This is a genomic window from Pseudostreptobacillus hongkongensis (assembly GCF_001559795.1).
GTDB lineage: Bacteria > Fusobacteriota > Fusobacteriia > Fusobacteriales > Leptotrichiaceae > Pseudostreptobacillus > Pseudostreptobacillus hongkongensis.
On record NZ_LOHY01000121.1, the window covers coordinates 1 to 23,556 of the forward strand.

Annotated in this window: 24 protein-coding genes, 1 tRNA gene, 1 pseudogene and 1 riboswitch; all 26 genes and pseudogenes read left to right on the forward strand. The window is 24.9% G+C overall.

Annotation, left to right across the window (positions count from 1 at the left end):
• Positions 1–328: pseudogene (locus AYC59_RS07940) on the forward strand (hypothetical protein); the annotation flags it as partial.
• Between the two features lie 183 nt (positions 329–511).
• Positions 512–721, forward strand: a complete 210-nt coding sequence (locus AYC59_RS06115; RefSeq protein ID WP_066896417.1) for a helix-turn-helix domain-containing protein — start codon at positions 512–514, stop codon at positions 719–721.
• Positions 722–763: 42 nt separating this feature from the next.
• The gene (locus tag AYC59_RS06120; RefSeq protein WP_066896420.1) at positions 764–2,461 is read left to right on the forward strand and encodes a hypothetical protein; all 1,698 of its coding nucleotides are present in this window, start codon (positions 764–766) and stop codon (positions 2,459–2,461) included.
• Positions 2,462–2,510: 49 nt separating this feature from the next.
• A complete protein-coding gene (locus AYC59_RS06125; RefSeq protein ID WP_066896423.1) occupies positions 2,511–2,864 on the forward strand; it encodes a hypothetical protein in 354 nt (117 codons plus the stop codon).
• Between the two features lie 15 nt (positions 2,865–2,879).
• Entirely contained in the window at positions 2,880–4,181 is a 1,302-nt protein-coding gene (locus AYC59_RS06130; RefSeq protein ID WP_066896426.1) for a hypothetical protein, read from the forward strand.
• Positions 4,171–4,365 (forward strand): hypothetical protein, encoded by a 195-nt coding sequence (locus AYC59_RS06135; RefSeq protein ID WP_066896427.1) that lies wholly within the window; start codon positions 4,171–4,173, stop codon positions 4,363–4,365. Before AYC59_RS06130 ends, AYC59_RS06135 begins: the two co-directional genes overlap by 11 nt.
• Complete coding sequence (locus tag AYC59_RS06140; protein ID WP_066896428.1) at positions 4,365–5,477, forward strand: AAA family ATPase; 1,113 nt, start codon at positions 4,365–4,367, stop codon at positions 5,475–5,477. The genes AYC59_RS06135 and AYC59_RS06140 overlap by 1 nt, the downstream gene beginning before the upstream one ends.
• A gap of 262 nt (positions 5,478–5,739) precedes the next feature.
• Entirely contained in the window at positions 5,740–6,051 is a 312-nt protein-coding gene (locus AYC59_RS08310) for a recombinase zinc beta ribbon domain-containing protein (RefSeq protein ID WP_211260025.1), read from the forward strand.
• Positions 6,052–6,193: 142 nt separating this feature from the next.
• Complete coding sequence (locus tag AYC59_RS08080) at positions 6,194–6,412, forward strand: hypothetical protein (RefSeq protein WP_211260026.1); 219 nt, start codon at positions 6,194–6,196, stop codon at positions 6,410–6,412.
• 131 nt (positions 6,413–6,543) lie between these two features.
• Entirely contained in the window at positions 6,544–7,173 is a 630-nt protein-coding gene (locus AYC59_RS06150; RefSeq protein ID WP_066896431.1) for a CPBP family intramembrane glutamic endopeptidase, read from the forward strand.
• Between the two features lie 138 nt (positions 7,174–7,311).
• Positions 7,312–8,049, forward strand: a complete 738-nt coding sequence (locus AYC59_RS06155) for a hypothetical protein (protein ID WP_066896434.1) — start codon at positions 7,312–7,314, stop codon at positions 8,047–8,049.
• A gap of 43 nt (positions 8,050–8,092) precedes the next feature.
• Positions 8,093–8,263: riboswitch (Lysine riboswitch) on the forward strand.
• A gap of 73 nt (positions 8,264–8,336) precedes the next feature.
• Positions 8,337–9,878 carry an ABC transporter permease subunit gene (locus AYC59_RS06160; protein ID WP_066896437.1) on the forward strand — a complete coding sequence of 514 codons (1,542 nt, stop codon included), beginning with the start codon at positions 8,337–8,339 and terminating at the stop codon, positions 9,876–9,878.
• Between the two features lie 7 nt (positions 9,879–9,885).
• The gene (locus tag AYC59_RS06165; protein ID WP_066896440.1) at positions 9,886–10,617 is read left to right on the forward strand and encodes an amino acid ABC transporter ATP-binding protein; all 732 of its coding nucleotides are present in this window, start codon (positions 9,886–9,888) and stop codon (positions 10,615–10,617) included.
• Between the two features lie 44 nt (positions 10,618–10,661).
• Positions 10,662–10,744, forward strand: a tRNA-Leu gene (locus AYC59_RS06170).
• Positions 10,745–10,823: 79 nt separating this feature from the next.
• Entirely contained in the window at positions 10,824–11,609 is a 786-nt protein-coding gene (locus tag AYC59_RS06175; protein ID WP_066896443.1) for a hypothetical protein, read from the forward strand.
• The gene (trmB, locus tag AYC59_RS06180; RefSeq protein WP_066896446.1) at positions 11,609–12,298 is read left to right on the forward strand and encodes a tRNA (guanosine(46)-N7)-methyltransferase TrmB; all 690 of its coding nucleotides are present in this window, start codon (positions 11,609–11,611) and stop codon (positions 12,296–12,298) included. Before AYC59_RS06175 ends, trmB begins: the two co-directional genes overlap by 1 nt.
• Before the next feature lie 162 nt (positions 12,299–12,460).
• On the forward strand, positions 12,461–14,608 hold the full coding sequence (locus AYC59_RS06185) for a transcriptional regulator (protein WP_066896449.1): 2,148 nt from the start codon (positions 12,461–12,463) through the stop codon (positions 14,606–14,608).
• A 13-nt stretch (positions 14,609–14,621) separates the two neighbouring features.
• Positions 14,622–15,062 (forward strand): hypothetical protein, encoded by a 441-nt coding sequence (locus AYC59_RS06190; protein ID WP_066896453.1) that lies wholly within the window; start codon positions 14,622–14,624, stop codon positions 15,060–15,062.
• A 5-nt stretch (positions 15,063–15,067) separates the two neighbouring features.
• Positions 15,068–15,805: a hypothetical protein gene (locus tag AYC59_RS06195; RefSeq protein WP_066896456.1), complete on the forward strand. Its 738-nt coding sequence runs from the start codon at positions 15,068–15,070 to the stop codon at positions 15,803–15,805.
• A 257-nt stretch (positions 15,806–16,062) separates the two neighbouring features.
• Positions 16,063–16,488 carry an FHA domain-containing protein gene (locus AYC59_RS07945; protein WP_169792232.1) on the forward strand — a complete coding sequence of 142 codons (426 nt, stop codon included), beginning with the start codon at positions 16,063–16,065 and terminating at the stop codon, positions 16,486–16,488.
• Positions 16,489–16,497: 9 nt separating this feature from the next.
• Positions 16,498–17,010 carry an FHA domain-containing protein gene (locus tag AYC59_RS06205; RefSeq protein ID WP_066896462.1) on the forward strand — a complete coding sequence of 171 codons (513 nt, stop codon included), beginning with the start codon at positions 16,498–16,500 and terminating at the stop codon, positions 17,008–17,010.
• Entirely contained in the window at positions 17,003–18,862 is a 1,860-nt protein-coding gene (locus tag AYC59_RS06210; RefSeq protein ID WP_066896465.1) for a hypothetical protein, read from the forward strand. The genes AYC59_RS06205 and AYC59_RS06210 overlap by 8 nt, the downstream gene beginning before the upstream one ends.
• A complete protein-coding gene (locus tag AYC59_RS06215; RefSeq protein ID WP_066896469.1) occupies positions 18,853–19,569 on the forward strand; it encodes a protein kinase domain-containing protein in 717 nt (238 codons plus the stop codon). Before AYC59_RS06210 ends, AYC59_RS06215 begins: the two co-directional genes overlap by 10 nt.
• Positions 19,556–21,769, forward strand: coding sequence for a hypothetical protein (locus AYC59_RS06220; RefSeq protein ID WP_066896472.1), 2,214 nt, complete (start codon positions 19,556–19,558; stop codon positions 21,767–21,769). The genes AYC59_RS06215 and AYC59_RS06220 overlap by 14 nt, the downstream gene beginning before the upstream one ends.
• A 28-nt stretch (positions 21,770–21,797) precedes the next feature.
• Positions 21,798–22,283, forward strand: coding sequence for a septal ring lytic transglycosylase RlpA family protein (locus tag AYC59_RS06225; RefSeq protein WP_066896475.1), 486 nt, complete (start codon positions 21,798–21,800; stop codon positions 22,281–22,283).
• A gap of 199 nt (positions 22,284–22,482) precedes the next feature.
• Complete coding sequence (gene prfA / locus AYC59_RS06230) at positions 22,483–23,556, forward strand: peptide chain release factor 1 (RefSeq protein WP_066896478.1); 1,074 nt, start codon at positions 22,483–22,485, stop codon at positions 23,554–23,556.

Here is a 23,556-nt window from a genome sequence, read left to right on the forward strand (position 1 = left end):
AAGTATTAAAAGTGATTTTATTAGAACAAGAATATTTTATTGTGATAAGGCAATGCCAACTCAAAAACCTAATATTGAAAATATACATAGATTGATAAGAAGATTTTTACCTAAAGGGGTAGATTTATCTAATTATTCACAAGATGATATGAATTTTATAGTATCAAATATTAATAGTTTGTATAAACCTAAATATAAAAATAAATCCCCTATAGAGCTATTTAAAGAAAGATTTTCAAAAATCATTCTTGACAAATTATCTATAGAGGAAATAGCTTGTGAAGATATAATAGTTTACACAAGCTACCACAAAATATCAAAAATATGATAGCATATTTTAAAAGAAAATAAAATATGATTTTGTGAATTTGGGGTTTACAAAAAAATTAATTTAAAAATTTTGTGCATTTTAAACTTTACACTCCAATGTAATCTAAGCATACTAGAAAAATTCATATTTGTGTGTTATAATAAATCATTTGATTAGTGAAATTTATTGAGGGGTGAACATATGCTAAAAAATAACATTGAAGTTGATGTAAAAGTTAAGTGCATCAAGGCTGGAATGACCCAGGCACAAGTGGCGGAAAAGGTTGGTACTACCAGCTCATATGTAAACCGTATTGTTAAGAAAAAAGAAGGTGTAGTTAATAAAACTTTTGTGCAAATGATGGAAGCACTTGGTTATGATATTGAGCTTACCTTTGTTAAAAGAAAATAGTTAAAAAGGAAACATAATGAATTAAGAGAGGAATGTAATCTTATGAATGGACAAGAAAAAGAAAATGCAGTTATAGAGGATAAAGAAACTCTTGCTTTTGAAGATTTTGATTTAGATTCATTGGAAAATCAATTAGAGGAAGAATTAGAAAGTCAACTTTCTGATTTAGAATTTATAAAAAGTGAAAAAGAAAAAATAGGAAATCCAGATGCTTTGGGTAAGGTTGTAATGGACGAGGTTTGGAAACAGTTTACCAACCAAATTGGCCTTGAAGTAACTAATGAAACTCTTATTCAAAAGTATGATAGAGAGCATCCAGAAACATATGAAGAAGTTGGTAAAACTGTTATGCAAGATCAAAAGTATAAAGATGCCAACAAAGCTATGAAGGAAAAACAAAAGGCTGGAAATCTTAAAGATGAATATACAGGAAAAGATTTGAAACAAAATGATAGTGCTAATTTGGATCATGTTGTATCTAAAAAAGAGTTATATGAAAACAAGAGGAGAAGACAAGCTGGTATTCAAACAGAAGATTTAGCCAATAAGGATGAAAATCTAAAGCCTACAAATGAGTCATTGAATAAGAGTAAAAATGCGAAAAGTATAGATGATTACCTAAGAACGCATGAGGAAAGAAAAAAGAGTTTAATTGAACAAAATGAAAAAAAAAATAAAAAAATAGATGAATCGAATATGTCAGATCTAGAAAAACAAAAGGCAAAAGAAAAAAACAATAAACGCCTTCAAGATAAGTTAGATGCTAATGAAGAATTAATGAAAAAGGCTGATAAAGAAGCCAGAAAAGCAATTAATAACGATATTATCAAAGGGGTTGCCAAGGAAACTGCGAAGAAGGCTGGAAAAGACGCTCTAAAGGTCATGGCTATTCAGGCACTTTCTGCTATGCTAAAAGAAATTATAAATGCACTTGTGAGATTCTTTAAATCAACTTCAAAATCATTTAAAGAATTTTTGGGGGAAATGAAAAATGCAGTAAAGAATTTCTTTTCTAAAATCTCAAGTTTTTTTAGAGCAGGTGCTAATTCTGTAGTTGGTACAATAGTTACTGAAATCTTTGGTCCAGTAGTGAGTATGTTTAAGAAACTAGCAAGTTTCATTAAACAAAGCATTTCCTCTTTTATGGAGGCCATACGCTACTTAAGAGATAAAAATAATGCTAATAAACCATTTAGCATTAAAGTTCTAGAGATAGGAAAAATTTTCTCTGCTGGTATAATGGCTGGTGGTGCTTTAGTTTTAGGCGAAGTGTTTGAAAAAATGTTGTTATCAGTTCCTTTTATGGCAATAGAGATTCCTTTGTTTGGAACACTTGCTAATATTTTTGGTTTGTTTTTTGCAGCAATACTATGTGGCGTTTTAGGCGCTATTATAATGAATCTCCTAGACAAGACTATGGCGAATAGAAACAGAGAAATAGCCTCAAAAAACATAGTTGTAAAAGGGAATGAAATTCTTACTACACAGAAAAAAATGCAAGTTGTAAATGAAATTCAACTTGAAAATGCAAAGGGACGAGCCAGCTCAAATATTTCAGATAGACATAAAGAAGCTGGAAATGTAATGAAGGAAGCGTATAGCAACATAATGGAAGAATTCGTTTCTGATTTTTCGGATGCTGATATTGCAACTGTAATTGATGAAGAAGATATAAAAACAAATGGTGAAATCGATAAAATCAGTGATGATTTAGATGATTTACTTAATAGCTTAGACTAAGGGGGTATTCAAGATTAAAAAACTATTTGTAGGTGCAATTCTTGTTGGCTTGGCAGCAAGTGCATATTTTGTATTTAAGAATAAGAAGAAAGAAAATGTTTCTTCACAGCCGAAAAGAGATTATTCAAAGCCTAGTCCAGAGGCTGAGAAACCTATAGTTCCATATGACTCGGATGGAATAAAAGAAATATATGAGGCAAAGGAAATTAGTGCACAGTCTGTTTATGAAAGACATACTGAGGCTGCTAGTGTTATGGCTGATGCATTTAAAAATATTATGGAAAGTATTGATCCTATTGAAAATGATGATGCGTCAGTTGATGCTGTTATTGATACTAAGGATGTTGAAATAATCCAGGAATTAGATTCGTTATCTGACGAATTTGATGAATTATTGAAGTAGGAGGTTGTCTATATAATGAATGAACTAGAAATAAAAAGACATAGCTTTGATGTGGCTAAAAATCGTCTTAAAGAATTCTCTGAAAAAAAAGAGTCGAAATTAGTTATTAGAAGTGTTGAAACTAGAGCTGGCTTATTTGGGCTTGTAAATCACAAAGTTACAGGACGTGAATTAAATGAACGATTGGAATCCATTCAGGGCCACCTGATTGATTTGAACAGAACTAATAATAAAACTATCAAGGAGTTTAGAGAGGTATATAATGCTTTAGATGCTTTGGACAAGGATTACATTACAAGCATTGTTGCTAATGTTAAGGCAATTGAAAAGACAAGTAATGATGTTAGAGAACAACAAAAAACTCTAAAGCAGCATAATGAAAAACTTGCCACACAGCAGAATAAGCTGGATACTCATCAAACTGAAATTGATAAAAATATTGAAAACATGAAGAAAATCATTACAACATTAAAGAATTTCAAAGAAAAACTGGATGGTTTTCAACATCTTTCTGATATCGATAAAATATGGTCTGACTGCAAAACTATGAGAAATGACGTGCAAGTTGTTTCTGATAGCATTGTGGCTTTAGCAAAGAAATCCAAGAATGATATTGAAACTGCTAATACAAAAAATAAGGCATTACTTAATCAAGTAAATAAAGAAATCATAGACCTTCAAAAAAAATCCAAAACCTATATGGATTTCTTTTCAGACTTGTCAAAAAAGGCTGATAGCACAGCAAATCTTCTAGACAAACAAATACCTGTAATTCAAGATACTGCAGGTTTTGTAAGTCAAATGAAAGAACTTTCTCATTTGAATGATGTTGACTTTATTTGGGAAGATGTAAATAAAGCTATTGTTGACATTAATAATCTTGAAAATGAATTGTTGACGGTAAAGGTTACCTTTCAGGAGATTCAGGAGCATATTATAAAAATTGAAAGTTTCATCGATGTATTGAATGGTTATGACCACTTAAAAGATATTGACCAAATTTGGAATGATTTGGATGATGCTAAAACTAATATTGTGGACTTGTTTAAGTTGGCAGACGATTGTAATAAACAACTTCAAACATATCAAACCACTGTAGATAGCCTTAAGGTAGAAAACAAAAAACAAGATGAAAAAATCAATGGACTTTCAGAGGGGTTAACAGAAATGAATGATTTTAGTCAGGCCAATAGAAACTTAATTGAAGAATTGCAATTTTTTAGAAATAGCATTGATACGATAGAACATGTTTCAGATATTGATTTTATGTGGGTACAAGGAAATATGTTGAAAGAGAACCTTGAAGATGCTATATAGTAGTATTTTAAGTCTAAAAGACAAAACATCCGAAATGGATAAAGATATAACTGATAAGTCTAAAGAAACATCTGAGAAGATAGCTATTTTAGAAACAAAGTTAAAGTATGCTTATTACGTTGCAGGAGGAGCTTTGGGACTTGCTGTGATTGAGTTGATACTTGCTTTGACTGGGGTGATTTAATGGAAAAGTATGTAAAAGTGCTGAATAATATTGCATCAACATTGGACGCTATGACATTTTCAGGTGGAGAAATCATTCGTCTTGCAAATGGAATTACAGATGAAAACGATAGTGAAAAATCAACAATTGCCTTGTTAAAACAAATCAATATAATAGTAGATTCTGAAGATTATACAAAAGAAATAAAACATGTCGTAGCCGCTCTAAGAAATAGCATTATTGAGTATTATGGTTATAAGAGACTTATTGAGATTTGCAATAAAGAAAAACAAAATAGAGAACCAGAAGATAAACGCTCACTACAAGATTTGCTTGCTGAATTGAATGCACTTGTTGGTCTCAAAAGTGTTAAGGAAAAAGTTAACAACTTGATTGCATATCAAAAAGTTCAAAAGCTACGTAGAGAAAATAATTTACATTCCTCAAAGAACACTTTGCATTTAGCATTTACCGGAAACCCAGGTACAGGAAAAACTACTGTTGCTAGAATTGTTGGAAGAATTTATAAAGAAATCGGTTTGTTATCAAATGGTCATTTTGTGGAGGTTTCCAGAACAGACTTAATCGCAGGATATCAAGGACAAACAGCACTAAAGGTCAAATCTGTTATTGAAAAAGCAAAAGGTGGTGTTTTGTTTATTGATGAGGCATATAGTATTACTGAAAATGAGAATTCCGATTCTTACGGAAAAGAATGTCTTACAGAACTAACGAAAGCTTTGGAAGATTATAGAGATGACTTGGTTGTAATTGTTGCTGGTTATACCGAACCAATGAATCAGTTTTTTGAATCGAATCCTGGACTGAAATCTAGATTTAATACGTTTATCGAATTTGAAGATTATTCATCAGAAGAACTATATGACATTTTATTGAGTATTTGCAAAGTAAACGACTATAAGATTGCTGAGCCTGCAGAACAGATTATCAGAGAATATTTAACAATGATTGTTACAGAGAAAAGTGATAATTTTGCAAATGGCCGTATGGTAAGAAATCTGTATGATGATCTAGTAATGAATCATGCAAGAAGAGTCGTTCAATTAGAAAATCCTCAATTTGAGGACTTATCAACTGTTATTGTAGAAGATTTCTCAGTGAATAATAAATGATGATATGTTCCCACGAACAGAAAATACATTTGATATTTTTGCACGGAGTGTTGATATTTAAAATGTCACTATGTTAGCAATGTCATACACTCGTGCCATGTAGAAACTGTAACGCTTCTAAGTGCTATTAAATAATGGTTTAGAACTATCGCTTAATTTTTAAGTGATAGCTTTATTTTTAAAAATAAAATACTATATGTATAGTACTAAAATATAAAATGTTAGAAAAAACTAAAAATATTTTTAAAAGAAATATGAGCATATGAATAAAGGGAAAGATACACACGCACATCTGTTTTCAGGAATTGTAAAATGTCCGATATGTGAAGTGGGAATATTTGGAAACAAGTGTATCAAGAAAAAGAAAGATGGTACAAAGTATAAAGATTTTTATTACTATGGCTGTAAACATAGGCATATGATAATAGGTCATAAATGTACTTACAATAAACAAATCAGACAAGTATTGTTAGATGATGCAGTTACTGAGGTAATTATAAAGATAGTAAGCAATCTCAAATTTGCTTCTATGATGCAAGAAAAAATTAACATGAAGGTAGAACCTCTGAAATAGAAAAGAGATAGATAATTACCAGAAAGAATTGAGGAAGACCTATTCTACGAAATTTAAGCTAATTGATGAAATAGATAATTTAGATGCTGATGATAAGCACTACAAACGAAGAAAACAGGACTTAGACGATAGACTTTATCGTATGTATGATAAGATTGAAGACTTAGAATCATTGTTAATTGATGCGAAAGCAAAGCAACAAACAATAGAAGCTGAAAAACTTACTTGGGATAATATATATAAGATTTTGATTTATTTTGATAAACTCTACAAGGTAATGAATGATGTAGAGCGTAGACATTTAATTACAGCTTTGATTTCTGAAATTCAAATTTACGAAGAAAAGCAATCGAATGGGTAATGGCTAAAATCAATTACTTTTAAACTTCCTATCATCGATGAAAATTTAAATATAGGTTTGGACAATGGTGAGCAAGTTGAATGTGTTACTTTATTAAGTAAAGAAATTAGAAAATTATAGGAGGAAACTATTTGAAAATTACATTAAAAACAGGAATTTTATCTCTATTAGGAATTTTGATAGTACAAATTCTTTCAGGGTTTATATGGGGATTTTTAAGTGCTTTTGGGCATAATGCAGATCTAATTTTAATAATGGGGATATTTAATATAATTTATGCTTTTATCTTAATTTTAAAATTCAGAAAAAAAGGTGATAAAATATTTGATTTAAAAAAAATAAATTTAATTCAAATAGTTATTGTTATATTTATAGGTATAATGTTAAGTTTATTTTCACATTATTATACAGAGTTTTTTAATGTTACAGCTAAAAATCAACAAACTATAGAGGAAATGGCTAAGAATAGCAATATAATCGCATTAATATTAACTTTAGTTATATCAGCTCCTCTTATAGAAGAATTGGTATTTAGAAAAATATTATTTAATGTCACTAAAAATAAGGTGATTGGTCTAATTATATCTTCTTTATTATTTGCACTATTACATGATTTCAGTGATCCAAAGTCAATTTTTATTTATTTTGTAATGGGGCTTACATTCGGGGGAGTGTATTATAAAACGGGATCTATAGAACTTTCTATGTTAGTTCATTTTGTAAATAACTTAATAGCAGCTATAGGATTATTATATAAATAAATTTATTAATTACAAGTACATACATCCAGTATTGGATGTATTTTTTTCTTTAAAATTTTGACTTCTTAAATATTTTGTACAATTGACAAAAATATTGAATTATGTTAGAGTTAAATATATAAATTTGAAGGAGAAAAAATGAAAAAAATTATATTATTATCGTCAATATTATCGACAGTATTATTAGCTAATAGAGGAATTGAATTAAAAACGATGGGAAATGTTACATATGGACATGTATCTATTAAAGGTGAAATACAAAATGATAAAAATCAACCTGTAGAAAGAACAGTAAATTATGGAAATACTTTAACAGGTGGATTAGGTGTAACAGCTTATAAAAATTTTGAAATTTCAGAAGGTGTAGACTTAAAATTAGGTTTAGGTCTTGAAGGTGGATACGGTAGAGTAGTTAAATTAATAGATGATGAAAGTGGAGCAGTTAAGAAAAATCGTGAAATATATGAAACTATGAAAAAAGATTACGAAGAAATAAAAGCTGATCCAAATTCAACAGAAGAAGATAAAAAAAGTTACGCTGATTTAATAGCAAATATGGAAAAAGCAGGTCAAGAAGCTCATTTCTATCACGGATATATATCACCATATGCATCAGCTGAAATTAGCAAAAAAGTAAATGATAACTTTAAAGTTTATTTAGGAGCAAATTTAGGAACTATACATTATTTCTCACCATATTTTGCTAAAGATAAACAAGTTTTAGGTAAGAAAACAGATTTATCTAAAAATAATCAATACTCATTTAATGCTAAAGGAATTATAGGATTAACATACCAAGAAAAATATTCAGCTGAATTACAATTTGGTAATCCAGGATATGTAAGTTTAGGATTTGGAGCAAGATTTGAATTATAAAACTTTACTTTTTTTGAAATATGTGCTAATATAATAAAAAAGAAAACTAGATAGAGGTGCAAGATTCAAAAGTATACTTATGGAGAAGGTCATTTTATGATGTAAGTAGAAAGGGGAAATTGCCGAACTTTAATATTTGACAAATATTAAGGTGGGATTATGAAAAATATTCATAATACTGTCATTACGAGAGTAATGTTGAGCTATCAGTTAATACATTGTATTATATTTTATTTGTATTACTGGTAGATTATTGTCTACCAGTTTTAATTTAGAAAGGAAATAGTATGAAAAAGAAAATTTTTATTATATTAATGCTAGTTATGTCAATATTCAGTTTTTCGGATACTGATGTATTAAGGGTAGGAATGGAAGCTGGTTATGCTCCATTTAACTGGTTTCAGAATACAGATGCAAATGGTGCTGTAAAAATAGAATCAGGATATGCAGGAGGATATGATGTTGAAATAGCTAAATTAATTGCTAAAAAATTAAATAAGAAATTAGAAATAGTTCAAAGTGATTGGGATTCACTTTTAGGACCGGCACTTAATTCTGATAAGATTGATTTAGTTATTGCTGGAATGTCACCAACTAAAGAAAGAAGAGAAAATTTAGAATTTACTTCACCTTATTATGAATCAGATTTAGTGGTAGTTGTAAGAAAAGATTCTAAATATATAAATGCAAAAAAACTTGATGATTTAAAAGGTGCAAAGATTACTGCCCAATTAAATACTTTTCACTATAATGTAATTGATCAGATTAAAGATGTAGATAAACAAAGTGCAAGTGATAATTTTTCAACTATGCTTGTAGCTTTAGAATCAGGTAAAATAGATGGATATATTTCAGAAAAGCCAGGTGCAATATCTGCTAAAGCATCTAATCCAGATATTAGTTTTATAGAATTTGATAAAGATTCAGGATTTAAATATGAAAGAGACGATGTAAATATAGCTATAGGTCTTAAAAAAGGAAATACAGAATTAAGAGATGAAGTTGACGAAGCATTAAAATCAATAAGTAAGGAAACTAGAGAAAAATTAATGCAAAATGCAATTAAAAATCAGCCAAACTCAGAATCAAATAATGAAGTATTGCCGACAACATTTTTTCAATGGATAAAGTATTTTATTGTTAATTATTGGAAAGATTTCTTAAGAGGTACATGGATAACTATATATTTATCACTTGTTGGTACAATAGTTGGATTCTTTATAGGTTTAATATTATCTTTAATTAGAGATCCTAGAAATATAAATAAACACTCTATTGCTTCAAAAACAATTTTTAATTTATTTAAGTACTTAATTGAAATATATGTTACTATAATTCGTGGTACTCCTATGATAGTTCAAGCTATAATATTCTATTATGGATTTTCACAAATTACAGGATTTAATATACCTGCTATGACTTCTGCTTTAATTATAGTTTCATATAATACTGGAGCATATATAACTGAAATAATAAGAGGGGGTATAGATTCAATAGATAAAGGTCAATATGAAGCAGCCCAAGCTCTTGGAATGACTCATTTTAATATAATGAGAAAAGTAGTTCTGCCACAAGCTATAAAAAACACATTACCTTCTGTAGCTAATGAGTTCATAATTAATATTAAAGATACTTCAGTTCTATTTTCTATAGGAGTTACTGAGTTATTTACAACTTCTAAGTCTATAGTTGGTACACATGTTAGATATTATGAAGTATTTATGATAACTTGTGTTATATATTTTGTTTTAACATTTACTTTATCTAAATTATTTAGATATTTAGAAAATAAATTAGCTGGAAACAGTGAATATGAGATAGTGGAGTAGTGATGTTATGAGTATAATTAATATATATAATTTGAAAAAATCATTTGGAAATAGAGAAATTTTAAAAGGTGTAAGCTTTAACGTTGATGAAAGTGAAGTTGTATCTATAATAGGATCATCAGGAAGTGGTAAATCAACTTTATTAAGATGTATAAATATGTTAGAAGAATTTGATAGTGGAGAGATATATTATCATAATAAAGATATATTACATAAAGAGATTTCTGTTAATGAATATAGAAGTAAAGTTGGTATGGTGTTTCAACAATTTAATCTTTTTGATAATTTAAACGTATTAGATAATTGTATACTAGCACCTATGAATGTTTTAGGAATAAGTAAAGAAGAAGCTAGAGAACGTGCAATTAAAAATTTAGAAAAGGTTGGAATGGATAAATATATAAATGCAAAACCTAAACAATTATCAGGTGGACAAAAACAAAGAGTTGCAATAGCTCGTGCATTATGTATGAATCCAGAAGTATTATTATTTGATGAACCAACATCAGCACTAGATCCAGAAATGGTTGGAGAAGTTTTAAAAGTTATGAAAGAATTAGCAAATGAAGGATTAACTATGATAATAGTTACTCATGAAATGGAATTTGCAAAAGAAGTATCAGATAGAATAGTATTTATGGATCAAGGAATAATAGAAGAAGAAGGTACAAGTGAAGAAATTTTCACTAGTCCTAAGAGCTTAAGAACAAGAGAATTTTTATCAAGAGTTTTAAAGTAATATAATTTGACAAGCAATTTAAAGTGTGATAAACTAATAATGATGGCTGGGTGGCGAAATCGGTAGACGCAGCAGACTCAAAATCTGCCGGGAAACCATAAGGGTTCGAGTCCCTTCCTAGTCACCATTTTAGTAAGCACTTGCTTGCTTTTTTTTTTAAGTTATAGTAATATATTATTAAATGATGAAAAATGATAGGAGAATACATGGAATTAAAGTTAACTAAAAAAGAATTAGAAAAATTAGAATACAATGAAAATGCTATAAGATCAAATCTTATTTCAAAAGCATTATATAATGAGAGTTTAAATTATGAATTTAGTGAAGAAGATTTAAAAAATATTTGGTTTAACGAAGAAAATTTAGTTTTAGATTTATATATGAGAAAAAAAGTTGAACCAAGAGTTATGGTAACAGAGGATTCTATAATTGCTGAATATAATGCAAATAAACAAATTTTTGAAGAAAATAAAATGAACTTTGAAGAAGCTAGAAATTATATAATAAATAGATTAACTAATGTAGTTAATGAAGGATTATTTGAAGATTTAGTAAAAAAATTAATGAATGAAATGGATGAAAGTGTTTCTCTTTCAAAAGAAGATGTTTTATTTACAAAAGGAGATCCAAATTTAATTAAAGCAATATTATTAATTTCAGTATTAAACATTAATGCTAAAAAAGATAACTTCTTTGAAGAAAATAAGGAAGAAATAGAATTACTTAGAAAAGATGCTAGACTTAATTATTATTATAGTAGATTAGTTGAGCAAGATGCAGTTGTAACTAATGAATCTGTATTAAATAATATGCAAGAAATTTCTAAAAATAATTTTGAGTTAGTAAAAGATATGTCGCAAGAAGATTTATATAAACAAGTCGGAAATGCAATGTTAAATCAAAAAATTGAAGAGGTTAGAAGTAAAATCTTAACTAGAATAGTTGAAGAAAATAATATAGAAGAATTAGTTAAAGGATATTTAGAAAAATAATGGGAAAAAAAGAATTATGGGAATATTTTTTTGAAAAACCTAAAAAACACTATAACAAATATATGTTTGAAATGCCTAATTATCCAGATTATTTAATTTATGATGATGAGTATATAGTAAATTCTAAAGGAAACTGGAGTAAAGTATTTGGTAATAATAATCCAATATATTTAGAGATAGGTAGTGGAAGTGCGAATTTTACTAATAATATGGCATTAAGAGAAAAGGATATAAACTTTTTAGGTGTAGAATTAAGATTCAAAAGATTAATTCAAGCAGCTAGAAAAGCAGAAAAACTACAATTAGAAAATTTGAAATTTCTAAAAAAAAGAGTAGATAGCCTTAAGGAGTTTATAGGTGAAAATGAATTAGATGGATTATATATTAATTTTCCAGATCCTTGGGAAGGTGAAGAACATAAGAGAATATTTGGAGAAAAATTAATATCTGATTTAAATTTAGTACTTAAAAAAAATGGTAAAATTTATTTTAAAACTGATCATTTACAATATTATTTAGATATATTAGAATTAATAAATAGTATTGATGGTTATTCTGTAGTTTATCATACTGATGATCTACATAATTCACCATATGATGAGACTAATATTAAGACTGAATTTGAAAATTTATTTTTATCAAAACATAATATGAATATTAAATATATTGAAATAATAAAAGAAAAATAATTATATAAAGTATAGATGAGAGTGTAAAAAGCATTTAATCTATACTTTTTAAATATATAAAAATAAAAATTAAAAAAAGATTAAAAATAACTTGATTAAATTTTAAAAATATAATATAATAATTTTAGGAAGGGGGTTAATTGAATTTAAAAGGGGAGGAATATGCAAATAATAGAGCAAACAAATAGAACAATTCTATTTGAAAAATTTAATGATAGTAAGTATAACATACTTACACTTATAGGGGATGTTGATAATTTAGAAAGTTTAGAAGATGAAAAGGTAGAAGAAATAAACAAATATCTATTAGTATCAAGTTTTGATGAATTTATAGAAAAGTTTGATCCATGTATATATAGTTATATGGATGTTGAAAATAGAAAGATAGCTTATAGTTTAGTAAAGAATCCAAATATACCAGATAATTTATATACTACCATACATATAAACAATGAGAATTCATTTATTAAAATGTTATCAACTTTAATGGAAAATCGTAAAAATATAGATTTAAAAAATATAGATTTTAAATATGAAGATATTTTAGAACTTATATCACCAAGAAAGATAATCAATGATATAAAGCAAACTAGAAAAGAAATAAATTATCTATATTCTAAATATGCTGAATTATCTGATGATAATCCCAAAAAACTAGATATAGGTGATAGTTTAAATTACAAGTTTTCTTTAGCATCTAAAAATTATAATAATGTGCTTTCTATGCTGCCTTTAGCAATAGAAGATATAAAAACAAGATTATCCATAGGAGAAGATAAAAATCAAATTTCTGTAGATAATATTAAATTAGGATATTTAGAATTTAGTGATAAGGGAGAACTTGAATTTATAGAAAATACATTTGAAAAAGAAAAACCTAAATTATTAACTAATAATAGTCAAGAATTATCTTTAATTTTTAAAGAAGATTATATGACAAATACTGAAAATCCTAAGGAATATATTGCAGATTTAGTAAGTAGAACTTTTGTTCCAATTACTATGTCTAATGTTGATATTAATATTGAAAATGAAGTTAATAACTATAATCAATATCTTGAATTGTATAAACAAAGTCAGGAAGACTTTATTAAATCAGCTAGATCACTTATAGAAAAAATAATAGGAGTTAAATTATTCTTTGAACAATATGATATTACTCAAAAATTTATGACACCTAAGTTATTAATAACTAATATTGAAAATGAAATGTTAATATCACCAAAATCTAAAGAAAAATTAGAAAAATATTTAAATACAGTAAATGGTAAAAATGAATTTACCAATACAATTTGGTTTGCTATATATCCTAATATTAGTTTAAAGGAAGAATATGCTAAAAATAATAAAAGAATATTTAAAAATAACAATACTATAAATAATAGTGATACAAATAGTATTGAAAATTTATCTAATATTATGGACATTTTATCAAAATATAGAATACAAGTATATGTTAGTTTTGAAAGAGGAAATGATACAAGTTTTGATAGTCTATCTATTTCTGGTATAGAAAAATATGTAAGTAAAACAAAACTTGTAGAAAATAAGAAGTATTCAGAATATATAATACCGGTTATACCGAATTTTACTATAATCCCTAAAGATAAGTCAGGTATAAAACTTGATAGAAAAGCTATATTTATTAACGATAAAATTGAATTTTCAGATAATAAATTAGATGAAGTTGAGTTTTTTATTAATGGAATATATGTAGATTCTTCATATATAGCTGCGGGTATTTGTGGAGCATATCAATGTCCTATATTTTTAAAACAAAAATTTAGAAATGTTTTATCAAATAATCCGGGAGTAAGATTTAATATAGAAGAAAATGATAATGGGTATATAGTAAAAACAACTATGGCAAGAGAAATTAGTGGATTTACCAATAATATAAAAGAAAGAATAAATTCAGATAATTATGGATTTATATTTGCTTCAGAATTAGGACATATTAATAACGATAAAATAACTAATATTACCGTATATAAAGCAAGGAATTTACTAAAAAGTCAAAATGGTTATTATGAGCCTATATATAAAACTTTGACTACTACATACATTGAAAGAATAATAAGATATATAACAAATGACTTTAAAAGTGATAAATTAAATTATTTTTTCTCGAATAGTCCGACTAGTCAAAAAAGTATTTGGTTAAAAGAAGTAAATTATATAAACTCAATAATTAAAAAAGGGGATGATATTTCACATAATATTGATATAGAAAATAATACTTGTCAACTTAATTTTACATTTGCTGGAGAAATTAAGAATCTTAAAATTGAAATAAATAAAAATATATAAAGGGGGAAATTAGATGGGATTTAGATTAAGTTTAAAAGGACATGATGAAGAAATTGTGATGGAAAAAGAAAATATAACATCAATTAAGTTTTTATCAGATACTGCAGATAATTCTAATGCAAGATCTACTGATATTAATGTTGGAGTTGATATAGAAGGTAAAATACTTTCAATAATTGGTGGTGAAGGAGGTGATGATATTACTCGTAAAATTCTACTATGGTCTTTAATTAGTGCAGAAGAATTAGAAGCATATAAAAATGCGACTATTGAAGTTATATTAGCTGGAAATGTTGTAAGAAAGTACAATATGCCAAATACATTTGTAGTAGATTATATTGAAATTTATGATGATAAAACAGGTAATGGAACATTTTATTTAAAACTTAGACAGAAAAAAGAAAAAATAAAAGATATAAATATTGAAGGTGGATATCAAAGTAAAGGAGTATAAAATGTATGAATGAAAACAATAGTTATGTACCTAGATTTTTAAGTAATTCTGTATTAAGAAGTAAAGATTTAAAAGAAATTAATAGAAATATAAATAATTCTATGTATTTAGAATATACAAATATACCAGAAGGGATAATAAGTGGATTAAATGTTATTACTGATGGAGAATATATTAGTGTAAATAAAGGAATATATAAATATAATGATGAAATAATATTTTTAGATAGTACATTAAAAATAGAAGTTCCGAAAATAGAAAAAGAATACGTTTTGAAATTAAATAGTGAAATAGTAGAAAAAGAGTATTCAATAATGAGAAGAATATATTTAACTTTTGATGGTGAAGGATTTGAAGTTGCAAGATTTAATTTTAGACAAGGTGCAAACTTAGAAAATATATGTTATGATAATCCAAAATTTAATATGAAATATAATACTTTAAATGTTAATGAAGTCCTATTTTCAAAAACAGGAATAAGTCCTAAAATTTTACAAAAATGGGCTCAAAGTATGCTAGATAAGAAAAATATTACTACTTGGGATTTATGTGTAGCTTCTCTTTGTTATAGTTTAAATATAAATAAGGAATTATTAATTAAATATATATCTAAAAGATTGAATTTGGAAAATAAGGAATATAAGAATTCTGAAATAATAAAGCATATGTATACAATATTAGATATGAATAATGAAATGGATGAAATAGAAATAGAAAGTTTAAAAGGAATTTCTGTAGATTGAAGTAAATTATGAAATATTTTAAATATATTAAAGATCGCTTATTTAAATATAGAAAATCAAGTAATAGACAAGTGAGTAAAAATCGAATATATAGTATAAATAAACATATATATTTTTGCTTGCTAATAATTATAATAACAGTAATTATAGTTATATATTTTAATTTTAGTATTAAATCTTTTATATGTTCTTATAGTATAATAAATACCTATGTTATATATTTTATGATATTTTTTTATCCTAAAGAAAGAAAAAGAATGATAAGGTATATTAATAAAGTACTTAAAGATAAAAAAGAAGAATATATTAAAGAGCTTGAAATAATAAGATATAAAGATAATAAAAAGGAAGTAAATAAACTTATATTAAAAGATGATGAAAATTTTGATATTGAAACTTGGGATATAAGTAATAAAACAAATATAATCATAGGTAAAAATTCGATAGATAATAAGGTTGATATAGATTTTTCAAATCATGAATATTCATATTTAGTAAGTCGCATACATGCAATTTTAAATAAGGTAGAAGATACATGGTATTTTGAAGATTTAGAATCTAAAAATGGAAGTGGTATAGAAAAGTTAAACGGAATTAAGGAAAAATCTATACCATTAGTACCATATAAATTAGAGGTGGGGGATATAATATGTATAGGAGTTATAAGAATATTGGTAAATTAAGGTGTTATTATGAAACTTGTAAAATGTAAAAGTGGGCATATGTATAATGAGCAAGCACATAATGAATGTCCTTATTGTAATACAAGTAAAATATTATCAACTATAATGGAAAAGTCCCCAGTGATTTTGAAAAGTGAAAGTAAGACCATATCTTATTGGATAAAAGAAACAGCAATTGCTCCAGTTGTAGGTTGGTTGGTATGTATTTCTGGTAGTGAAAAAGGAAGAGATTTTAGAATAATTAATGAAAGAAATTTTATTGGAAGAAGTGAGGAAATGCATATTCAAATTCCTAATGATATTAATGTGGCAAGAAAAAATCATTGTTCTATAAGCTATAACCCAAAACAAAGAATTTTTGTTTTAAGTCCAGGTGAGAGTAGTTCTTTAGTTTATCTTCAAGGTAAAGCATTGTATGAAACTAAACAGATATATAATCAAGATTTAATTGAAATAGGAGAAAATAAGTTTATTTTTATAGCACTTTGTGGAGAAAATTTTGATTGGAATATAAATGGATAATATAGAGTTTAAAGTAATTGAAAATAAAAATATTGAAAATAAAAATATAGTATTTGGATATATAGAAAATGAAACTTATGCAATGTATGTTTTTTTAAAAAAATCTTCTAAAATTATTGACAATGAAATATTAGAAAAACTATTACAAATATCTTTTGAGATGTATTCAGATAAATTAATTTATAGTAAAAAAGAATTAGACTCCATAATATTTGATTTAAATCAATATGTACAAGATTATATAGAAGAAAAAGAAGAGTACAATATTAATATATCATATTTATGTGTATATACAGATTATAATTCTATTTATTTTAATTTAGTAGGTGATTTTAAGTTAAGTTATATTAGAGATGAAAATCTGTATATAGAGGATTTAACTAATGAAGAATATTTAGGGAAAAACAATATTTTAATTAGTTCTTTAAAGTATCCTGTGTTACTAAAACAATTAGATAAAATAGTTGTTATATCAAAAAATTTAGATGGTAAAATAAATATATTTAATATAGATGAAAATATAGAAAGAGAGGATAATTTTTTATTAGCAACAATTTTAATAAAAGAAACTAAAAATGAAAGTTTATATTATAAGAGTAATAAAATATATTATATATTAATGCTTATAATTTTCTCTGTTATAATTTATATTTTTTTAAATAGTTATATTATTTCATATAAATATAATAAAATAAATGAATTAGATAAGGAGTTTAAAGAATTAATTTCAAATGGTAATTTATCATTATCGATAAATAAAATAAAAAATGAATTAGATATGTTAAAAAATTTAGATGAAAGTTATCTGTATTTTTCTAAAAAAGAAAGTTTAAAAAAAGAAAAATTAATGATTGAAAAAGAAAGTATATATAATCTAGCTTTAAAAGTTAAGGAGTATTTAAAAACAATAGAATTAACTAAGAAAGAAATAGAAAAAAGAGAGTTTGAAAAAGTATTGGATACATATTTAATTATAAAAAATAAATTAGAAGAATATGATGAAAATTTCAATTATTTTAAATTAAATATTCAAAAAGAAATAGAAAATATGAAAAAACTTATTGAAATTAAATCAAATGAAAATAAATTAAAAAAGACTAAGGAGTCATATTTTGAAGATTTAAATATTTTGAATGAAATTATATATGAATATACTAAAGTTGGATATAAAATAGATGTATCAGATTTAATAAATTTTAAAATTGAACTAGAAAATAGTATAGATGAAATAAAAAGACATATAGATGATGAGATAATACAAGCAAGAATCTTAAAAAGTGAGAATATATCTCAGAGTAAAAGAAAATATGAAGATATTTTGATTATGTTAGAAAATGTTAAAGATGATATAAAAAGAGAAGAAATAAATAAAGAATTAGAGGAGTTAAATACAGAAATAAAATATAATGAAGATGAACTTAATAGAAATTTTAAACAATATGAAATAGAATATGATTTAAAAAATTACAAAATTTCATTAGATTATTTGATGTCTGCTAAGCATAATGCTGAAATATTAAAAAACTTTGAAAAACAAAAAGAGATAAATTCAAGAATAAATTACATAAGAAAAATAGTAAGAAAAAATGAAACAAATAAAATGGATTTAAAAATAAAAAAAGATGAAGATATTAGAATAAGAAATGAAAAAAAGAAAACGGTAGTTTCAAGCATAGAACAAGGTGATGAATATTTGAAAAATAATGAATACAGCAAAGCATACACTGAATATATAAGGGCCTTGGAAATTATAGAAAAAGAAAAATTTGATGAATATAAAAAAGATCTAAATAAAAAGATATTGTATGTAAAAAATAAAATTAATAAAAAGTGGTGGGAAATTTGGAAATAATAAATTTAGACTTAAAAACAGAATATGAAATTAAAGATAATTATTTTGTTAAAAGTTATTATGGAGATAATGAAATCTTAAATACAATGTTTAATTCTGAAATATTATTTGAAACATATATTTCTAAATATAGTAGAGGTATTAGTCCTAAGATAAAAAGTATTTATAGACATAAAGATTTAAAAAAAATATATTTTGAAAAAATAGATGGTCTTAATCTAAGTGAAGTAAATTTAAGTAAATATAGTTTTAAAGACAAATTGTTACTTTATTATAAGATATTAAATGTATTTGAAAAGCTACATTCAATAGGTGTAATACATAATGATATAAGTTTAAAGAATATAATGTTATCTGGTGATCAAATATATATAGTAGATTTTTCTGAATCATTATTTTTATTCGGTAAAAATGAATTAAAAAGGTATATATCATATACTGAACCTTATGCTGCTATAGAAAAATATTCTAAATATAATAAGAGTACATTTTATACAGACATTTATAGTTTAACAGCTATATTTTATTATATTATTTTTGAAAAGGAAATAGATGTTGCATATATTAATAATATTAGATCTATTAAATATAAGGATAAAAAAATAGAAAAATTTTTAAAAAGAGGACTTTCTAGTAATTATAAGCAAAGATTTAAAAATATATTTGTAATGAAAAACATAATAGGTAGTATAATTGAAGAAATATAATAGAAATGAATTAGTTATTAAATCACAGTATGAATTATCACAAATTGCTAGAACTGAAAATTTAGTCAATAGATTTAACACTAATCTAGATAGAGAAAAACTAATTGATTTGATAATTAAATATAGGGAATATAGAATAATAAAAAGGATACTTATGTATAATCAAGATTCTTTTTATAAACTTCAGGAATTTATAAATAAAAATTTATTATTATTAGAACTGTTTAAAGATGATATTTATATCAATCAACAATTTATAATATTTATGGGTATAGATAATCAAGATATAGAAATACATATAAAGAAATCTATGAAAATTTCAACTGATATTGTACTTTTAGTTAATTATAATAAGTATATTTATGCTATAGCTTATTTAGAATATTTGGAAGAAGAAGGAGAATATGTAAAGTATAGACTTTGTATTCCTAAAGAATTAAATATTATAGATGAAGAATATATATTAGAGGATATGTATTTAATTTTTTTAGAAGAAAATTGTGATATAAAATTATTTGAAGTTTACTTTAGTATTTATTATAAAAAAATGATAAATGAAAGTGTATATGGTTATATGTACAAAATCAAAAAATTCTATAATAAAATAGTTGAAAACTCTAAGTATCCCTTATTTTTAAAAATTAATAGATTCTATATTAAATCTAAAACTATTAAAGAAGATTTTTATATTATAATAATACGTATAGATCCTTTAACATGTATATATGGAAAAAATGCAAAAAAAATATTTATTAATAATAAATTTAAAATAAATTCTAGCTATTTTAATGATGTTGAAGAAATACTAAATAATTTCGATGATAGTATAGATATATATGATAGTTTTGGTTCTAGCAGTAGTATTAAATATTCAGACTTATTTTATTCATATATACAGTATTTTAAAAATAAAGTAGAAAATGCAGAAAAATTAATATATAAAGATGTAAGATATATAACTGAAAGTAAAGTTATAGATAATAAAATTGATACTATAGAGGTTATTGCAAAAAATAATATAGAATTATCTAAAGTAGAACAAGGATATATTATTATATATATAAATGATAAAGAAATAAATATATTGGAAAGTAAATATAGATATATAGATAATAAAATAGCTTATGATATAAATATAGATATGAATTTGAAATTACAAAGCAGTAATTTTTCTAATTCTAGAATAATAGAATACATATTTAAATATTTGAAAATAAAGATGTATGATAGAAATTTAGAGTTATATAATCTTAAAGATAATATAATATTTAATTTAGAAAATAAAGATAATATAGAAAAAACTATAGAAAAGAATTTAAATAAAGCAGAGGAAATATTTCCAACAAATTATAACTTATATTTAGAAGATAACATTATGTTTGAATTAAGTAAGAAAAATTACGAAATACTTATTTATTTATCAAGAAAAATATTTGAGTTATATCTTGCAGATAGAAATAAATATACATTCAAAATTTATGATATATTAGATAGTGATATAGAAAATAGACTCACAAGTCTAGAAATTAACAGAGAAAGAATAGATGAAATTATTATGTATTTAGCGTATAGTTCAATTGATGTATATTTTAATAGATATAGTATAATAGAAAGTTTAAAAAAATTTTCTCGTATTAGAATGTACGGTGAAGTACTTAAGACTAAAGCATTTATAGAGGTTTTAAAAGAATATATACCTGGTAAATATATAAGTTTATCTAATTATAATAGCGAAAATCATATATATAAATTATATGAAATTTATGAAAAAGAATATACAGGGGATATTATAACTAAATACAACTATAAAGATGTTGAATACAAGTTATCTATTTATTACATAGACTATAAATCAAAGAAAGTACTCATTTTAGATGAAAATATGAATAAATCATATTTTGATAAATTAAAAGAATGTAAAGAAATATTGTTGTTATTTGAATATATATATGAATTTAAAGAAAATGTTATAAAAGAATATTTGATAAGAGTACCAGAAAAATATATAGAAATTGATGAAATTGAATTCCTTAATTTAAGTAATGTAGGTATAAGTGTAGATGAAATAAATGAGGTTACTAATGAAATTTTAAGAGTATTCATAATCCCTTTAAATAAAGGGCTTGAAATCTATTTTGTTAGAAGAATAAATGACCAACTCTATTATGTAAAATTTGACAAAGTAACATTTGTATGTTAAAATTTATTGAATCGAGAATGGAGGTACTATGAAAAAATTACTAACTATTTTGTTAGTTTCAGGGATTTCAATAATTTCTTTTGCAGCTAATGAAAAAAATAGTAGTAGTCATTTAGAAGATGTTTCAATTAAGGAAAAGTTAGTAAATGAACTTTTAGTTAATGAGAAGGTCGAAGAAAAAGGTAAACCGTTAGAAGATGAAAAAAAAGAAAAAGGTGTTAATTACCAAACTGGAGGTGCATCATTTTATGGAGAGAAATGGAATGGTAGATTCACAGCTAGTGGTCAAAAATTTAACACTGAACATTTAACAGCAGCACATAAAACATTACCTTTTGGTACTCGTGTTAGAGTTACTAATTTAAGTAATAATAAGAGTGTAGTTGTAACAATCAATGATAGAGGGCCTTTTGTTAAAGGAAGAGTTATTGATTTAAGTAAAGCAGCCTTTAGAGAAATTGAAAATATTTCTAAAGGAGTAACAAAAGTAAAATTAGAAATTTTAGGTAAATAAATTTCTAGAATATTAAAATGACTATGAATTTATTTTATATTTTTATAAAATTAATAAAGAGCTAACTATTTTGTAGGATGCTCTTTTTTATTAAACTTTAATTGGAGAGAATATGAAAAAGAAAATGATGATTTTTGCTATTTTACTTAATTTATGATAAAATAAGAAATATAATATAAAGTACAAAGAAGGGGAAAAAATGTTTCAAAAATTAGATGAAGTTGTAGAAAAGTATAATGAGATTAATAAATTACTTATGAGTAATGAAGTTTTATCAGATCCTAAGAAGATTATGGAATATAATAAACAATTAAGTTCTATGAGTGAAATAGTAGAAAAATATTTATTATATAAGCAAAAAAAAGAAGAACTTGAGCAATATAAAGAAGATATTAAAACAGAAAAAAATGAAGAAATGTTAGAAATGTTAAATATGGAAATTGATACATTAAATGAAGATATTCCTAATTTAGAAAATGAATTGAAAATATTGCTATTACCTAAAGATCCTAATGATGAAAAAAATGTTATAGTAGAATTAAGAGCTGGAGCAGGAGGAGATGAAGCTGCTTTATTCGTTGCAGATGTATTCCGTATGTTTACAAGATATGCTGAAAGAAATCGTTGGAAGACAGAACTTATAGATAAAAATGAAATGGGTAATGGAGGATTAAAAGAAATAACATTTTTAATAAGTGGTAAAGGTGCTTATTCAAGACTTAAATTTGAAAGTGGAGTACACAGAGTTCAAAGAGTTCCTGAAACAGAGGCATCAGGTAGAATACATACATCTACAATAACTGTTGCAGTATTACCAGAAATTGATGATGTTGAACAAGTTCAAATTAATCAATCTGATTTACAAATAGATACATATAGATCAAGTGGTGCTGGTGGACAACACGTTAATACTACAGATTCAGCTGTAAGAATTACACACAAGCCAACTGGTATAGTTGTAACTTCTCAAGATGGTAGATCACAAATTAAAAATAAAGAAGCTGCAATGAAAGTTTTAGCTTCAAAATTATATGAAATGGAAGTTGAAAAACAAAGAAGTTCAGTAGAAGCTGAAAGAAGAAGCCAAGTGGGAACTGGAGATAGATCTGAAAAAATTAGAACATATAATTATCCGCAAGGAAGAGTAACTGATCATAGAATTAAATTAACACTACATAAACTGGAAGCAGTTTTAGATGGTGCTTTAGATGAAATGATAGATGCATTAATTGCATATAATCAAGCTGAATTATTAAAAAATTCAGGTGAATAA

Coding starts and splice junctions, on each gene's coding strand:
- AYC59_RS06115 (WP_066896417.1), top strand. CDS start 512: ATGCTAAAAAATAACATTGAAGTTGATGTAAAAGTTAAGTGCATCAAG.
- AYC59_RS08310 (WP_211260025.1), top strand. CDS start 5,740: ATGAATAAAGGGAAAGATACACACGCACATCTGTTTTCAGGAATTGTA.
- AYC59_RS06175 (WP_066896443.1), top strand. CDS start 10,824: ATGGAATTAAAGTTAACTAAAAAAGAATTAGAAAAATTAGAATACAAT.
- AYC59_RS06120 (WP_066896420.1), top strand. CDS start 764: ATGAATGGACAAGAAAAAGAAAATGCAGTTATAGAGGATAAAGAAACT.
- AYC59_RS08080 (WP_211260026.1), top strand. CDS start 6,194: ATGTATGATAAGATTGAAGACTTAGAATCATTGTTAATTGATGCGAAA.
- AYC59_RS06190 (WP_066896453.1), top strand. CDS start 14,622: ATGGGATTTAGATTAAGTTTAAAAGGACATGATGAAGAAATTGTGATG.
- AYC59_RS07945 (WP_169792232.1), top strand. CDS start 16,063: ATGATAAGGTATATTAATAAAGTACTTAAAGATAAAAAAGAAGAATAT.
- AYC59_RS06165 (WP_066896440.1), top strand. CDS start 9,886: ATGAGTATAATTAATATATATAATTTGAAAAAATCATTTGGAAATAGA.
- prfA (WP_066896478.1), top strand. CDS start 22,483: ATGTTTCAAAAATTAGATGAAGTTGTAGAAAAGTATAATGAGATTAAT.
- AYC59_RS06225 (WP_066896475.1), top strand. CDS start 21,798: ATGAAAAAATTACTAACTATTTTGTTAGTTTCAGGGATTTCAATAATT.
- AYC59_RS06155 (WP_066896434.1), top strand. CDS start 7,312: ATGAAAAAAATTATATTATTATCGTCAATATTATCGACAGTATTATTA.
- AYC59_RS06185 (WP_066896449.1), top strand. CDS start 12,461: ATGCAAATAATAGAGCAAACAAATAGAACAATTCTATTTGAAAAATTT.
- AYC59_RS06135 (WP_066896427.1), top strand. CDS start 4,171: ATGCTATATAGTAGTATTTTAAGTCTAAAAGACAAAACATCCGAAATG.
- AYC59_RS06210 (WP_066896465.1), top strand. CDS start 17,003: ATGGATAATATAGAGTTTAAAGTAATTGAAAATAAAAATATTGAAAAT.
- AYC59_RS06160 (WP_066896437.1), top strand. CDS start 8,337: ATGAAAAAGAAAATTTTTATTATATTAATGCTAGTTATGTCAATATTC.
- AYC59_RS06140 (WP_066896428.1), top strand. CDS start 4,365: ATGGAAAAGTATGTAAAAGTGCTGAATAATATTGCATCAACATTGGAC.
- AYC59_RS06205 (WP_066896462.1), top strand. CDS start 16,498: ATGAAACTTGTAAAATGTAAAAGTGGGCATATGTATAATGAGCAAGCA.
- trmB (WP_066896446.1), top strand. CDS start 11,609: ATGGGAAAAAAAGAATTATGGGAATATTTTTTTGAAAAACCTAAAAAA.
- AYC59_RS06130 (WP_066896426.1), top strand. CDS start 2,880: ATGAATGAACTAGAAATAAAAAGACATAGCTTTGATGTGGCTAAAAAT.
- AYC59_RS06195 (WP_066896456.1), top strand. CDS start 15,068: ATGAATGAAAACAATAGTTATGTACCTAGATTTTTAAGTAATTCTGTA.